This is a genomic window from Paraburkholderia sp. DD10 (genome assembly GCF_049177125.1).
Lineage (GTDB): Bacteria > Pseudomonadota > Gammaproteobacteria > Burkholderiales > Burkholderiaceae > Paraburkholderia > Paraburkholderia terricola.
This window is the reverse complement of the sequence record NZ_CP185393.1, coordinates 3,128,176-3,141,719: the sequence shown is the minus strand read 5'-3', so window position 1 is coordinate 3,141,719 and position 13,544 is coordinate 3,128,176. Positions and strand designations below refer to the sequence as shown.

15 protein-coding genes are annotated in these 13,544 nt (G+C 62.7%); 8 read left to right on the top strand and 7 right to left on the bottom strand.

What is annotated here, in order from left to right:
* The first annotated feature begins 30 nt into the window (after positions 1 to 30).
* The 4 genes from ACOCG7_RS29610 (at position 31) to ACOCG7_RS29595 (ending at position 2,561) form a co-directional block, all read left to right on the top strand.
* Positions 31 to 681 (top strand): lytic transglycosylase domain-containing protein, encoded by a 651-nt coding sequence (locus tag ACOCG7_RS29610; RefSeq protein ID WP_073432172.1) that lies wholly within the window; start codon positions 31 to 33, stop codon positions 679 to 681.
* Between the two features lie 165 nt (positions 682 to 846).
* A complete protein-coding gene (locus ACOCG7_RS29605; protein ID WP_114163254.1) occupies positions 847 to 1,536 on the top strand; it encodes a DUF2242 domain-containing protein in 690 nt (229 codons plus the stop codon).
* Between the two features lie 321 nt (positions 1,537 to 1,857).
* Entirely contained in the window at positions 1,858 to 2,313 is a 456-nt protein-coding gene (locus tag ACOCG7_RS29600; protein ID WP_244219933.1) for a hypothetical protein, read from the top strand.
* Entirely contained in the window at positions 2,310 to 2,561 is a 252-nt protein-coding gene (locus ACOCG7_RS29595; protein WP_114163253.1) for a hypothetical protein, read from the top strand. Before ACOCG7_RS29600 ends, ACOCG7_RS29595 begins: the two co-directional genes overlap by 4 nt.
* Positions 2,562 to 2,649: 88 nt before the next feature.
* Here the strand turns inward: ACOCG7_RS29595 and ACOCG7_RS29590 are convergent, their stop codons facing one another.
* Entirely contained in the window at positions 2,650 to 3,861 is a 1,212-nt protein-coding gene (locus tag ACOCG7_RS29590) for an RtcB family protein (protein WP_421378336.1), read from the bottom strand.
* 291 nt (positions 3,862 to 4,152) lie between these two features.
* Here ACOCG7_RS29590 and ACOCG7_RS29585 point away from each other — a divergent pair, with 291 nt between their 5' ends.
* Together ACOCG7_RS29585 and ACOCG7_RS29580 are read left to right on the top strand one after the other, a co-directional pair.
* The gene (locus ACOCG7_RS29585) at positions 4,153 to 4,905 is read left to right on the top strand and encodes an IclR family transcriptional regulator domain-containing protein (RefSeq protein WP_114163251.1); all 753 of its coding nucleotides are present in this window, start codon (positions 4,153 to 4,155) and stop codon (positions 4,903 to 4,905) included.
* A 222-nt stretch (positions 4,906 to 5,127) separates the two neighbouring features.
* Complete coding sequence (locus tag ACOCG7_RS29580; RefSeq protein ID WP_006052583.1) at positions 5,128 to 5,340, top strand: hypothetical protein; 213 nt, start codon at positions 5,128 to 5,130, stop codon at positions 5,338 to 5,340.
* Between the two features lie 225 nt (positions 5,341 to 5,565).
* On the opposite strand, the gene ACOCG7_RS29575 is transcribed toward ACOCG7_RS29580, so the two are convergent.
* Positions 5,566 to 5,844, bottom strand: a complete 279-nt coding sequence (locus tag ACOCG7_RS29575; protein WP_073432177.1) for a hypothetical protein — start codon at positions 5,842 to 5,844, stop codon at positions 5,566 to 5,568.
* 111 nt (positions 5,845 to 5,955) lie between these two features.
* A complete protein-coding gene (locus ACOCG7_RS29570; protein ID WP_073432178.1) occupies positions 5,956 to 6,711 on the bottom strand; it encodes a Mut7-C RNAse domain-containing protein in 756 nt (251 codons plus the stop codon).
* 94 nt (positions 6,712 to 6,805) lie between these two features.
* On the opposite strand from ACOCG7_RS29570, the gene ACOCG7_RS29565 reads away from it, so the two are divergent.
* Entirely contained in the window at positions 6,806 to 7,675 is an 870-nt protein-coding gene (locus ACOCG7_RS29565) for an NAD(P)-dependent oxidoreductase (RefSeq protein ID WP_114163250.1), read from the top strand.
* A 269-nt stretch (positions 7,676 to 7,944) separates the two neighbouring features.
* Here ACOCG7_RS29565 and ACOCG7_RS29560 read toward each other — a convergent pair whose 3' ends face one another.
* On the bottom strand, positions 7,945 to 8,769 hold the full coding sequence (locus ACOCG7_RS29560) for an OmpW/AlkL family protein (protein WP_114163249.1): 825 nt from the start codon (positions 8,767 to 8,769) through the stop codon (positions 7,945 to 7,947).
* Positions 8,770 to 8,937: 168 nt separating this feature from the next.
* Entirely contained in the window at positions 8,938 to 10,182 is a 1,245-nt protein-coding gene (locus ACOCG7_RS29555; RefSeq protein ID WP_114163248.1) for a DUF2957 domain-containing protein, read from the bottom strand.
* A 242-nt stretch (positions 10,183 to 10,424) separates the two neighbouring features.
* Between ACOCG7_RS29555 and ACOCG7_RS29550 the strand changes: the two genes are divergently transcribed.
* Positions 10,425 to 11,600: an IS110 family transposase gene (locus ACOCG7_RS29550; RefSeq protein ID WP_073432973.1), complete on the top strand. Its 1,176-nt coding sequence runs from the start codon at positions 10,425 to 10,427 to the stop codon at positions 11,598 to 11,600.
* A gap of 110 nt (positions 11,601 to 11,710) precedes the next feature.
* Here ACOCG7_RS29550 and ACOCG7_RS29545 read toward each other — a convergent pair whose 3' ends face one another.
* Both ACOCG7_RS29545 and ACOCG7_RS29540 read right to left on the bottom strand, forming a co-directional pair.
* Positions 11,711 to 13,132, bottom strand: coding sequence for a DUF2957 domain-containing protein (locus tag ACOCG7_RS29545; RefSeq protein ID WP_114163247.1), 1,422 nt, complete (start codon positions 13,130 to 13,132; stop codon positions 11,711 to 11,713).
* A 58-nt stretch (positions 13,133 to 13,190) separates the two neighbouring features.
* Entirely contained in the window at positions 13,191 to 13,391 is a 201-nt protein-coding gene (locus tag ACOCG7_RS29540) for a hypothetical protein (protein WP_152035354.1), read from the bottom strand.
* Positions 13,392 to 13,544: the final 153 nt, after the last annotated feature.

Genomic DNA, 13,544 nt, shown 5'->3' with positions numbered 1-13,544 from the left:
GCGCGCTTTCTTTTTCTCCCGTCTTCCGTTATGAGCCGGTTCCTTTGCCTGATCATGCTTTCGTTCGGTCTGATCCAAACCGCCGTCGCCGACGACAACACCGATCGCATGTCCGCGTATCTCACGCAAAAATTCGGTCTCGCAACGGAGAAGGCGCAAAAGATCTCCGACGCGGTGCAATCCGCCGCTTCCAAATACTCTTTGCCGCCGGCGCTTTTGCTGGCGATCATTTCCATCGAGTCCCGCTTCAAGGAAAAAGCCAGGGGCGCCAACGGCGCAACCGGGCTGATGCAAGTGGTGCCGGGCGCTCATCGGGGGCTGCTGAGGAACGTCAAGGACCTCACCGAGCCGACCACGAACATCGAAGTGGGCTCGGCAATCCTGTACGGCTACATGCGCTCCGCCAACGGCGACATGGACGCGGCGCTCAAAAGCTACGGCGGGTCGAAGGCGTATGCGCAAAAGGTGAGCTTGCGGGTTCAGGACTTTGCCGCGCTCGCGCCTGAACCGGGCACCGCCCGGCGTGCAGACGCGCGAGCCGCCAGATGCGACGCTGCACCGGCCGACCGTTGTGCGGCACCGGACAACTGGGCCAACGCCTTTACCGTGCCGGCCGTCGATAGCAGTGGAATTGCCGGCTCGGCGAAACCGTCGACTGGATCGTCCGCCGCGTCGAACTGAGCGACGCTCTTCCCTCTTTTTTGCGTTGCCGTGGCTTGGGCTGCGGTAATCGGCCGTCACGCCAAATAAGGCGCGAAGCGCGCTGCGCGCTTTTTACGCACGGCCGGCAACCCGCTCTACAATGCATTCCCACTGTGTTTTCGCAGCGCCCCCTTCAGATCGACCATGTTGACCTCGTTTTCCAAAGCCACCTTCGCCTCGCTGCTTGGCTTGCTGATCCTTGCCGCTTGCAGCAGCACCCCGCAGCCCAAATTCCAGCAGGAATTGTTTGAGACGGGCGCGAGTCCGTACGCACGCAATTTCAACTCGAACACGACCGATACCTGCGAAGCCGCGCGCCGCGCCCTGTTGAGTCAGGGCTACCTGACGACGATGACGCGCACCGATACCGTCGACGGCACCAAGAACTTCCAGCCGAGCGGCGATACCCACGTCGTAGTCGAATTTCATGTGGTTTGCACGCCGGGGGAAGAGGCGAGCGATACCAGCATCGTCTATGTGAATGCCGTGCAGAACGGCTTTGCGCTGAAGAAGAGCGATACGTCGGCGAGCGTCGGACTGAGTGTGCTGGGTTCGCTCTCACTGCCGATCCGCTCGAACAGCGACGCGATGGTGAAGATTTCAAGCGAGACGATTCCGTCGGGCAAGTTTTATGACCGCTTTTTCGGCCTCGTCGATCACTATCTGCAAACCGTGGTGCGCACGCAGGCGGTGCCGACCAACCGTATCGAAAGCCGTTTGTTGCCGGTTCCTGTCGAAGCGCCGGCTCTCGCGCCGGTTGCCGCGATGCCTGACGCAACAATCGGCAAGGCTGCTTCCGTGGAACCTGCGAGCGGAACGCGCGTGGTGCCTTGAGGCGACTTCGTCCACTGGGTTGCGCTGACCGAGCAGCCTTCAAACTACGCACGCCCACGTGACTTATCCTTTTTGTTTATCCCGTGTGTATACGTATGTAGTAATAGTTAACAAGGGCGAAAGCCTTCTGTGGACAACTGTCAAATCCTCCATCGCATCAACATCATCCGAAATACATAACCCTGCGGACTGCGCCGGTAGAAAAACTACAAGAGCGGGATAACTATGTCCGCGCTAGCTCGCCGATCCGTTTTATCCAGATTCCGCGCACACACTATCCCGGCGCTGTCCCGAAGTTATTCATAGGCAAATGTGGATAACTTGCATTTTGACCTCATATTTATTCCAGGCGGCGGCGTAGCTTTTTACACGCGAGCGCTCGCGAGCGCACAGACGGCGACGAGGCGGCCGCGCACATTGAACCTGGTCGGTATGAAGATTGCGTGTCTGTTTATGCAAGCGCAACCGTTGCTATTTAGTCAAAACCATTTCAGCGACGCCCGATTCAGGCATAGAGTTAAAGTGTTTTATGAGGTTCTTGGTGCAGTGCGGGGGGGTGTCATGAAACGCAGAACAGCACGACAACTGGTTCGTCTTCTCTCGGATATCCGGCATGCCGCGCATTGCAGTACGCTGCGCGCGGCTGCCACCAATCGGACGATGGCCCTTGCCGCCGCCGAACGCGACGCGGATGCGGCCAACGACGCGGCAAGCGACGAAACCGCCGAAACCGCGCGTGACGTCCGCGAGGACAAGCCGGCCCGGAGCGGATCATGAGAGCCACGAGCGAACAATCGCTGCGTTTTCTGGTTGAGAAATGGCTCGCGCCGGAGCCCTCGGCGCCCGTTCATGTCACCGAATTCAGCCGCACGCGGCTGGGCGGCCGGCGTTATGTGCGCGTCGAAACCTCCGTCGAGGGCGGCTCGCGCGGGTTGTTCTTCTTTCGTCACGACGACGGTTGCTGGTGTGTATTTCCGCCAACCGCGGACACGCCAAGATTTTTCGCGCATCCGCGCGCTGCGTAGCTTGCGGCTTTCTTCGGAAAGCGATTGGCGGCGGCCACGCGAGAGCGACACCGCCGCCGCGACCGCCTGACCGGCGGCCCCTGCACGGCTATCCCTTCACACACACCACCTGCCGCAGCGTGTGCACCACTTCGACGAGGCTGCGCTGCGCGGCCATCACAGCGTCGATGTCCTTGTAGGCCATCGGGATTTCGTCGATCACGCCCGCGTCCTTACGGCATTCGACGTGCGCGGTCGCCTTGATCTGATCGTCGACGGAAAAGCGCCGCTTGGCTTCCGTGCGGCTCATCGAGCGCCCCGCGCCGTGGCTGCACGAGCAGAAGCTTTCGGCGTTGCCGAGGCCGCGCACGATAAAACTTTTCGCGCCCATCGAACCCGGAATGATGCCGAGCTGACCCTTCTGCGCCGACACCGCCCCTTTACGCGTGACCAGAATCTCCGACCCGAAGTGACGCTCCTTCTGCACGTAGTTGTGGTGGCAGTTCACCGCGTGCTCATCGAGCGAAAACGGCTTGGCGATCACCGACCGCGCCGCGCGGACCACCGCGTCCATCATCAGTTCGCGATTGCGCCGCGCATAGTCCTGAGCCCAGCCCACCGCTTCCACGTAATCGTCGAAGTGCGCGCTGCCTTCCTCGAAGTGGGCAAGATTGCGGTCCGGCAGGTTGGCGATGTGCTGCCGCATGTCCGCCTGCGCCAGTTCGATGAACAGGTTGCCGATCGCGTTGCCGACGCCGCGCGAGCCGCTGTGCAGCATAAACCACACCGAGTTTGCTTCGTCGACGCACACTTCCACGAAGTGATTGCCGGTGCCGAGCGTACCGAGATGCACATAGTTGTTGGTCCGCGCGAGTTTCGGATATTTGTCGACGATGCGCTTGAAGCCTTCGGCGAGCGCTTTCCATGCAACGTCGACCGGCTGCGGCGGCCGATCCCACGCGCCTGGATCGCGCCGGCCCGGCGCACGGCCGTGCGGCACCGCGCGTTCGATCGCGCTGCGCAGACCCGCGAGCGAGTCCGGCAGATCGGCGGCGTTGAGCGTGGTGCGCGCGGCCATCATGCCGCAGCCGATATCCACGCCGACCGCAGCCGGAATGATCGCGCCGAGCGTCGGAATCACGCTGCCGATCGTGGAGCCTTTGCCGGCGTGCACGTCGGGCATGACGGCCAAGTGCCTGAAAATGAACGGCAGTTTCGCGGCGTGGGCGAGTTGGTCGCGCGCGAAGTCGTCGACGGCGACGCCTTCGGTCCACATTTTCACCGGCTTGCCGTCCGCTACTTCCATCAGTTGGTAATCCATTTTGCTTCTCTCTCCAATCGATGCGGCCGCGCTTTCCGCGCGGCCGTCCAGCTATGACGCTTGCGCGCCCTCGGGCGACTGGCGGCGCCCTCACGAAGCTTGACCACGCTACAGACGAAGCATGAAGCGGGCGCGGAGCTTCGCGCCGACGTGCGCGTCACCGCATGGTCCAAGCGAACGCGGATCGAAACGCGCGCACCACATCGAGCGACTCGCGCGATAATCGCGCAGCGGCCATGCAACCTCCGATACTACCGACCACCGAGCCGGCCCGACTTTTAGGCACATGCAATGGACGAGAAAGACTGGATCGCCGGCGCCGCGAAGGCGTTGGCGATCATCGAAGCATTCGACGAAGAACATGCGCGCATGACGCCGACCGCCGTGGCCGCTCGCGCGGGTCTGTCGCGCACGGCGGCGCGCCGCTATCTGCTGACCTTGCACGAACTCCGTTACGTCGACACCGACGGCAAGCTGTTCTGGCTCGCGCCGCGTGTCTTGCGGCTCGGCCAGTCGTATCTGGATTCGGCGCGCTTGCCGCGCACGGTGCAGCCGTTTCTTCAGCGCATCACCGCGACGGTTCAGGAAACCGCGCTGGTCGCGATCCTCGATGAACACGATGTGGTCTACGTCGCGCGCAACGGCGTGAACCGGGCGATGGCGGTCGGCTTCGTGCTGGGCTCGCGGGCGCCTGCGCCGTTGTCGTCGGCGGGCCTGGTGCTGCTGGCGTTTCAGGCGCCCGAGAGCATCGAGCAGTGGCTCGCGTCCTATCCCATCAAGGTGTTCACGCCGCACACCTATTCGACCATCGAGCGCTTGCGCGAAGTGCTCGGCGAAATCCGCCGCAATGGCTTCGTGGTCACCGATCAGCAACTGGAGTTGGGCGTGCGTGGTGTCGCGGTGCCTTTGCGTGACCGGCATGGTGCGGTGGTGGCGGCCATTAGCGTCAGCATGCCGATCGGCGACGAGTCGGCGAAAGCCGCGCTGCATCGTGTCCTACCGACCTTGCAGGAAACCGCCAGTCTGCTGCGCAACCTGGTTTGACTGCGGCCAGGTAATTTTCTTGAGATAGGGGCTTAATGAGTGAAAGCATCCCGAAAGCAAGCTGTCTCGCGGAAAATACATATCGGGTATTGCGCATGACAAACCGCCTACAACTGGGTAATACTCTCCCGCGGGGAGCGGCGGGGGTTTTAACCGCAGCCGCTTCACCGTGCAGCTAATTCATTCACATCGACTCAGTCGTCCAGGTTTGGGGAACAACACATGAAAAAAGTTATCGTCTCGCTCGCAGCAGCATCGATCGCACTGGTTTCCGTTCAAGCTTTCGCACAGGCATCGGACGCAGCTGCACCGGCCGCTGCAGCTAGCGCGCCGAAGAAGCACCACGTGAAGAAGCTGAAGTCGCATGGCAAGCGCGCTCCGGTTGCGGCCGCAGCGTCGGCAGCCGGCACGAACGACAAGGGCACGCAGAACTAAGCTGACGCCCGGCGCGCCGCGCAAAGCGCGGTTGCCGGGTGGTTCGGATTAAGGCATCGCCAGTAAAAAGGCCAGAGCGCGTACTCTGGCCTTTTTGCATGACAGCGGTGTTTTTTGCGGGTTTTCCGCAGATCGGTGCTTGCGCGACGCATTCGACGGCGCCTTGTCACGGCTCGAAAAGCGCGAGCCCGGCGCCCACGCTAGCTAAGCGTGGCCTGTCACCGCTCAGCCCGCGAGGCCGCGCTTGATGACTTCGTTCAGCAACCCGGTCATGCCTTCGGGATGGGTGGCCGCCCGCTCTTTCAGCTCAGCGACCAACTCGCCGTTCAGCTTGCACGCGAATGCAACCAGGCCCTGTGCCTGGTCGAGCTTGCGCTGCTCGCGACGATCGAGCTTCGGCTCGGCGGCAGCGGCCTTGCCGAAGCGATCGGCGGTCGACAACTTCATTGCGTTGTTCAGCTTGAGTGCCTTGTTCTTTTCAAGGTCGGTTTTTTTCATCGCCATACGGAAGGCCTCTGCCAGATAAGTAATCCCGCATTGTACGCACCGCGCGAGGCGTCGCGCGCGCGGCGCCGATTACGCGTCTGGACGGTGCGCAAGACGCAGCCAGCAACCTCACGCGGACGCGTTCCGCGCGCCCGCCACGCTATCCATCAACGCGCGCATTCGTTGCCAGTGCGTGCCTTCCCAGAACACGCGCCGGCACACGTCGCAGGTGACGAACTGGCTGTGCCGTTCCAGCACGCCGTCGGGGGCGCGCGCGCCGACTTCTTCCCTGGCGATGCGCCGCAGCGGCGCGTTGCACATCAGGCACAGACGGAACGGCTGCGCGCTGCCCGCCAGATCGAGCCGCTCGAACACCTCGCGCAACTGCTCGCGAGGCCTCAGTGTACGAACGTAGCAGCCGTGCGTGATGCTGCGGCGTTTCAGTAGTTCGCGGTCGCGCGTCAACACGATGCGCTGTTGCGCGACGGCGAGGGTTTCGATGTCGGCGTCGGCGTAATGGTTGTCGAACAGCGTATCGAAGCCGGCAAGCCGCAACAGCGGTGCGAGACCGCCGAGATGCGCGTCGGCGATGAAGCGCATCACTCGCAGCGGCCGTTCGCGCACGCGCAGGAGCGGCTGGATGTCGAGCGCTTCGAACTTCGGATAGACGGCGACGCGATCGCCGTCCGACAGCGGATGATCGAAACCGACCGACTCGCCGTTCACGAGAATCAACTCGACCTCGGTATGCGGCACGCCTAGCGCCTCGATCATGTGCTTCGCGCTTGCGCCGCGCGCGCAGGCGTAGCTAAACGCGCGCCGGCGCAGCGGCCGGGCGAGAAAATCGTTCAGCTCCTCATAGAAGCGGAATGTCGCGGTCACCATCGCAGCAGTATCGCACCGTGTTTCGCTGCGCGCTCTCCTGCACGTGTTGCATGGGTGTGCTTTACTTCCAGTTCTTTAGAAGATGGAGCGACAGATGGACATCGGTTTTATCGGCCTGGGCGAGATGGGCGCCGCGATGGTTGCCAACATGTTGAAAGCCGGGCACCAGGTGCGCGTGTGGAACCGCTCGCCGGAACGCGCGCAGCCGCTCGCCGACGCCGGCGCGAGGATCGTCGCGACGCCGGCTGAAGCGTTCGCGGGCGACGCCGTATTCTCGATGCTCGCCGACGATGCCGCGTTGCGCGAAGTCGTGACCGCGACGCTGCTCGAACATGCGCCACGCGGCCTGATCCACGTGAACATGGCGACGATTTCGGTGGCGCTGGCCGAGGAACTCGCGACCGCGCACGCGTCGCGCGGCGTCCACTACGTCGCCGCGCCGGTGTTGGGGCGGCCGGATGTCGCGGCGGCGGGCAAGCTGACGATCGTCGCCGGCGGCCCGGCCGAAGCGATCGACCAGGTTCAGCCCATCTTCGACGTGATCGGTCAGAAAACATGGCGCATCGGTTCGCTGCCGCAGCAGGCGAACGTCATGAAGCTCGCCGCTAATTTCATGATCGGCGCGGCCGTCGAGACACTCGGCGAAGCGGGCGCGCTCGTGACCGGCCACGGCCTTGCGATGCAGGATTTCCTCGACATCATCACGAGCGGCCTGTTTACCGGACCGGTCTATTCGGGCTACGGCAAGATGATCGCGGAGCAGCGCTATGAGCCGGCGCTCTTCAAGGCGCGCCTCGGGCTGAAGGACCTGCGTCTCGCGCTCGCCGCGGCCGATGCCGTGACGACGCCGCTCCCGATCGCAAGCGTGGTGCGCGACAGTCTGCTCGAAGCGGTCGCTCACGGCGACGGCGAGAAAGACTTCGCCGTGCTTGGGCAGGTCGCAGCGCGGCGGGCCGGGCGCTAGGCATCCGTCGCGCGGTCATTGCGCCTTGCGAGCCTCGCGCGACGTGTTGCATTTTAGCAACGTTGAGGGTCAACCCTTATTTGAATGTTGCGCCGCACCAAACGATTTGCTATAGTTTGCCTTGTCTCCTCCATGTCTCCTCTGATATGGATTCAGCCCGCCAACTTAGGCGGGCTTTTTTTTGCCCCGATTTTCCAGCTCCCTATAAATGAAAAAGCCGGCTGGCCTTTGCACAAGACCGCCGGCTTTGCCACACACCCGCGCTGAACTCAGAACCTGTACGAGACGGCCAGGAACGAAATGATCGGATCGGCCTTCAGGTCCGCCCGGGAGACGCCCAGTTCAGTACCGTCCGCCGCCTTGATGATGACCGACGACGTCGTCTTGAGCGGAATGTACGTGACCGATGCCACCAAGCCCCAATGCTCCGTGATGTTGTACGCGAGGCCCGCATTGAACACCGGCGCCCATGACGACGACGCCTTCGCTGACACCTGGGTCTTGCCGGGCTTGCCCGCACCGGCGGCGAGCACGGCGCCGAGATTGTTCTGCGTCGACTGCACGAAGTTCTGGCTCAACTGGATATCGGAAAACCAGTTGTACGACACGCCGATGCCGACGAACGGCCGAAACTTCGCCGTCGGCGCATTGAAGTAGTACTGGAACAGCAGCGCCGGACTCCACTGCCGCACGCTTTTCACGATCGGATTGGCTTGCGGGTCGCCCAGATCCTGCTGGCCGAGCGCGCCCGCCGGTCCGGGCGGCCTGATGGTGCCGTGGCCGTAGATCTTGAACACCGGCGGCACGCCTGCCACGGTCGTCACCGCGATGTGATCGGTGAGGTAATGGCTGAACACGAGGCCGACGGTGTTCGCGTTATTGGTCGACAAACTCGTGCCGGCCGACGTGAACGAATTTGGCAGGCGCAACGGCGTATTGATCGGCGTCGGCGCGACGTTGGTGGTGAGCGGTGTGCTCGAGTCCTGCGGCATCACGTGGAACCAGCCAAGCGCGGCGACGTTGTCGCCCGCACGCTGAGCGTGCGCGCCCGCAGACAAGCAGGCGGCCAAGATCGTGAGATAGATTTTTTTCATGCTGCTCCTCCTGGGACGCTCGTCGCAGTGATCGCGCGGCGAGCGGCGGCGGTTGTCTACCCGCCGGCGCGCTGAACGCCGGGCGAGCGCGGGCTGCCGCGTTGCAACGCTACGCGTCGGCCGCGGCGCGAACGCCTGATTGCCAATGGGCGGCGCGTGATGCGTCGGTTACTGGACGAACGCGCCGATCGTGAAGTACGGCGAGGCCGCGTTGGTCATATCGAGGTAGCCGAACACTCCGCCCGTGAAGATCATCTTTCCGGTCGGCGTGGCGCCCGTGGATGCGCCCACGTGCGTCGTCGTCACCAGACCGGGGACGGCTTGCGTGAAGTCCAGATCGAGCGCGGTGGCGAGCGATGCCTGCGATGCGTTGAACGGATCCAGCAACGTGGCCTGCTTGCCCTCGAGCGCGGTGGTGCGATAGTCGAACTGGCTATCCACGCCGACGTACTCGCCGTTCGGGGCGTTCACCGCGACCGCGCTTTGCGGCGCCAGGATCGAGATGCCCGATTCGTCGTCCGCGTAGGGTCCGAGTTCGCCGTTCTGCGGCACCGTGACCGACGAGTTCGCCGCGCCGGTTCGCACGAGGATCGGCACCAACTGGTTGCGCAATTTGCCGACGATCATGTAGCCGCGCGCTTTCGGCGTGCTGGCGAGCGTCGGCTTCGCCTGTCCGAGAAAGTTGTTGGTCTGGAACGCGCCGCTGCCGTCGGCGGCCTGCGCGAAGTTCGTGCCGGGCTGCTGACATTTGCCGGCGTTGATGCCGGTGTTGTCGCACTCGGTCCACGTGCCGTCCGCATTGATCGTGATCCTGGAGTCGACCGCGACCGGCGCGAAGTTCTGCGACGGAACCTGGTGATAGCCGAGCTGGTTGTAGGTGCCGGCCACGTTCGCGAGACTCGTTTCAATCGACGAGAAGCCGATGAACGGGTAGTACGGGAACGTGGTGTCGGGCACGGCGCCCACGCCGAGAATCCCGCCGAACGAAATCTCGGCGCCCGGAATCGTGCCGCCCGCCACGCCTTCGCCGACGAAAATCCGCGCCGGACGAGCCGGATCGAGACTCGCGCCGTTCAGCCGGAACGCGCATTGGTTGAGCTTGTTCGTCGGCAGCAGGGTTTCCTGGGTGAGCGTCCCGCTGGCGGTCAGGCCGGCGCGGGTCGGCACGACCGTGCCGGTGGTCGCGGGGACCGGCGATTCGATGTAGCTGACCTGCCAGGTCATCTTGCTGGTGTCGAGTTGCAGCTTGACCAGTTCGCCGTCACCGCCACCGCCTGTAAACACGGTGCCGTAGTCGAGCGATGCGGGGCATAAGCGCACTTCGGTCACTGGGCCATCGCCGCCGCCGCCACCGCCGCACGCTGCCAGCAACGGTGCAGCAAGAGCGAGCACCGAAAGGATTCTCCATGTCATACCGCCCTACCTTTGTAAGTGCTGTTTCGACAGTGCCTGACAGAAGCATTCCGTTGCGCAAGAATGTGAGTCAGGCGGCGGGAGGGGATGGTTTTCATGCTAGCTGCCGTCCATGGCTCCGGAGGCGTATCCCCCCTCTTCGCCATCCCTTTTTGACCACTGATTAGGCGCTGCGGATCATCGCTATGTAGGGCAGGGTTGGCATAAAAGGGTCGCCTGTAATTCGTAGAAGGAGAACCACCATGACCAACGTTGGTATTGACGTTGCCAAGGAGGTGCATTGGGTTTGCGCGGTAGATACGCAGGGTGTTCTGTTGCTCAATCACAAGCTCCTGAATACCCCGGCTGACCTGCAGGCTTTGGTCGATGAACTGCGAAGGCTGCCGGCGCCGGTACGCGTCGGCATCGACATCCTTGGCGGAATCGCCTCGTTGATTCAGGCAGTCATTCTGGAAGCCGGATTTGAGTTGCTGCACATTCCTGGTGTGGCCGTGAACCGTGCCCGCGAAGGAACTGCGGGTGGCGAAGCCAAGAGCGATCCCCGTGATGCGCGAGTTATTGCCGATCTCATCCGTACCCGGCGGGATTTGCGCAAGGTAACGGCGGATAGCGAAATCGATATCGAGCTTCGGTTGCTGGTCTCCCGGCGTCGTGACCTGACGGAAGAACAGACTCGCAGGTTGGCCCGCATGCATGACCTGCTTGCAAGCATCTTTCCAGAGCTCGAGCATTGTCTGGATTTGCGCAGAAAAACGGATCTCTCCCTGCTGCGCTGTTGGGTCACGCCGGAGGAGTTTCGTGCTGTTTCCAACGACCAGATTTTTGCTGAGCTGAAAGCGGGAAAAGTCCAGGCATTTGCACGCAAGCTCATGACACAGGTACGAGCCTGTGCCGGTAAGCAGACGATTGCATTGCCCGGCGAGCGATTGACAGCGAGCCTCATCAGGGAACTGGCTGATGAGGCGCTTCGCAATCGCCAGCGGGAAGCAGAACTGGACCGCGACATTGAAGCAAGGCTGACTACACACCCTGACGCCGCCCTCATTCGCAGCCTGCCCGGCATGGGGGCGCTGTTGACGGCAGAATTCATCGCCGTGGCAGGCCCAACGGTCCGCTTCAGATCGCCTGATGCATTGGCTTCGGCCGCTGGCCTGGCTCCCGTCCTGAAGCAATCGGGCAAATCCAGCTGGCTCAAACGACCTCAGAAGGGCGACAAGCGTCTCAAGCGGATCTTCTATCAGTCCGCATTCGCATCGATGCGCTGTCCCGAGAGCGCCGCGTTCTACGCACGCAAACGCAAAGAGGGCAAGCGACATCATCAGATCATCATTGCTCTGGCCAGACGACGCGTGAATGTGCTGTGGGCCATCCTCCACAACAGGACACCCTATGCCCCTAAACCGCTGCCGGTTGCTTGACAAAATCATTAGGCCGCCTCCTGAATTTTCTCGTTGTGTGTGGCCGGCTCCCTGTCCAGCCACCTTTGCTTTAGTGATGTCTCTGAGTGCCCCTGGCAAGCCTTCGCCGGTTACTTGCTGATTTGCGCTCCGATGCCGAAGTAGGGCGTGCTCGGCGTATCGGCGTTGGCCGACGTCGACGCGATGCCGCCGTTCTCCGCGCCCTGGATTTCGATGGCGTAAAGGCCGCCGGACGCAATCGCGAAGCCGGTCTTGCCGTTGCTGTCCTGCACGCCGACGAGCCCCGGGCTCTGCAGTCCATAGCCGAGAGCGAAACCGCTTTCCGCCGCCGACGTGCTCGGGTTGATGAACGTGCCGACGTTCCCCTGGATCAGCGTCGCGGTGTACTTGAAGTTCGAATCCGCGCCGGCGTAGCCGCCGTCGAAGCCGCCCGATGCGAGCGGCGTGGCCGCGGCGAGCATCGCGATGCCGGATTCGTCGTCGACCTTCGCGTCGAGATGGAATGGGGCGGTGCCGAGGTTGATAAAGCCCGTGCGCACGACGAGCGGCACCGTCGCGCCGTTGATCTGCCCGAGGATCATGTGCGCCGTCGCCGACTTGCCGGTCGCGCCGATGATCGGCAGCTTGAACTGCGGCACGATTTGCGGCGCTTGCTGGCTGTCGAAATAGCCGTTGCCGTTCAGCGTCCACGGGTTGCCGGTGCTCAGGCAGCCGCCGGCATTCGGCGAGTAGTTCGGATTAGTCGTGTTGCTGCTCGTGCAGGTGCCGCTGGCGTCGAACGTTTCGACCGTGTTGGTCGCGACCGTCGCATAGCTGCCCGACGGCGCGAGGTGATACAGCAGGCCGTTATACGAGCCGGGCAGTTTCGTGATGTCGGTGGTGGTGCTGGCGAAGCCGAGGAACGGATAGAAGTCGAAATGGCGGCTGGGCACCGCGCCGATACCCGAGCCGACCAGCGGAATGTCCAGTCCGTCGAACTGCACCGTGGCTCCCGGAATGCCGCCGCCCGCCACGCCGAGTCCCACGAGGATCATCGGCGGATTGGGGTTGTGGGTGAAATCGGCCGTCGTATAAGGCTGGCCGTCGCCTGCGGCGGTGCCGGTGCCCGCGCCGAGTATGAACGCGCAGCGCGTCTGTTCGGCGGTGGGCAGCGTGCCGGTCGGCGGGTGGATCACCGCGCCGGTGATCTGCGTGCCGGCGCGCGTCGGCGTGACGGTGCCGGTGCGCAGCGGAATCGGTGACTCGAGCCACTTCAGCGTGTACGTCATCGCCGTTGCGTCGATGTTCAACTGGACCACTTCGCCGCTACCGGCGCCGCCGAGGAAGGTGTTCTTTGCGATGTCGGCGGTGGCCGGACACAAGCCCGCAGCCTGAGCGCCCGAGGCGGGCGGGCCTTGCACGCCGCAACTCGAACCCGAGCATTGGGGCGTGTCGATAGCGCCTGGATTGTCGGCCTTGCCGCCGCCGCAAGCGATCAGGATTGGGGCCGTGGCAATGGCCATCGCCAGGCCTCGAATAATGGCGTGCGACATGCTGTTGTCTCCCTTCGTGTAATTGTGCGAAGTAATTTCGCCGGGAGGTTAATGCCTGTCAATTGAATGAGCCGTCTAAAAAGGCCGATTCAAACAGCGCGGTTTTTTGCCGGACGCGCACCGTGCGGACGATGGCCATCCTTTTAAACAGAAAAGGAGATTTCGCGTTGGGCGCGATACCGTTGCTTCCCCGCATGTCCTTTGCAGGCAAGCCTTTGAGCAAAATGGCTCTATCATCTTCGAACGACCGTTCGGCCAAAAATCCGGAGTTTCCCTACGCGGAAAACTATGCTGCATGGGTCGAAATCAGAAACAATTACCGTCGCATTGATCGGCAGACTATTTATTTCATTTTGAAAGAAATCGGATTGCTGCTGATTAACTGCAGGGGAATGTCATTTAAAAGGAGGTG

What these genes read in the sequence shown, in the direction of transcription:
- ACOCG7_RS29610 (WP_073432172.1), top strand. Translation starts at nt 31, where the DNA reads ATGAGCCGGTTCCTTTGCCTGATCATGCTTTCGTTCGGTCTGATCCAA.
- ACOCG7_RS29605 (WP_114163254.1), top strand. Translation starts at nt 847, where the DNA reads ATGTTGACCTCGTTTTCCAAAGCCACCTTCGCCTCGCTGCTTGGCTTG.
- ACOCG7_RS29595 (WP_114163253.1), top strand. Translation starts at nt 2,310, where the DNA reads ATGAGAGCCACGAGCGAACAATCGCTGCGTTTTCTGGTTGAGAAATGG.
- ACOCG7_RS29590 (WP_421378336.1), bottom strand. Translation starts at nt 3,861, where the DNA reads ATGGATTACCAACTGATGGAAGTAGCGGACGGCAAGCCGGTGAAAATG.
- ACOCG7_RS29585 (WP_114163251.1), top strand. Translation starts at nt 4,153, where the DNA reads ATGGACGAGAAAGACTGGATCGCCGGCGCCGCGAAGGCGTTGGCGATC.
- ACOCG7_RS29580 (WP_006052583.1), top strand. Translation starts at nt 5,128, where the DNA reads ATGAAAAAAGTTATCGTCTCGCTCGCAGCAGCATCGATCGCACTGGTT.
- ACOCG7_RS29575 (WP_073432177.1), bottom strand. Translation starts at nt 5,844, where the DNA reads ATGGCGATGAAAAAAACCGACCTTGAAAAGAACAAGGCACTCAAGCTG.
- ACOCG7_RS29570 (WP_073432178.1), bottom strand. Translation starts at nt 6,711, where the DNA reads ATGGTGACCGCGACATTCCGCTTCTATGAGGAGCTGAACGATTTTCTC.
- ACOCG7_RS29565 (WP_114163250.1), top strand. Translation starts at nt 6,806, where the DNA reads ATGGACATCGGTTTTATCGGCCTGGGCGAGATGGGCGCCGCGATGGTT.
- ACOCG7_RS29560 (WP_114163249.1), bottom strand. Translation starts at nt 8,769, where the DNA reads ATGAAAAAAATCTATCTCACGATCTTGGCCGCCTGCTTGTCTGCGGGC.
- ACOCG7_RS29555 (WP_114163248.1), bottom strand. Translation starts at nt 10,182, where the DNA reads ATGACATGGAGAATCCTTTCGGTGCTCGCTCTTGCTGCACCGTTGCTG.
- ACOCG7_RS29550 (WP_073432973.1), top strand. Translation starts at nt 10,425, where the DNA reads ATGACCAACGTTGGTATTGACGTTGCCAAGGAGGTGCATTGGGTTTGC.
- ACOCG7_RS29545 (WP_114163247.1), bottom strand. Translation starts at nt 13,132, where the DNA reads ATGTCGCACGCCATTATTCGAGGCCTGGCGATGGCCATTGCCACGGCC.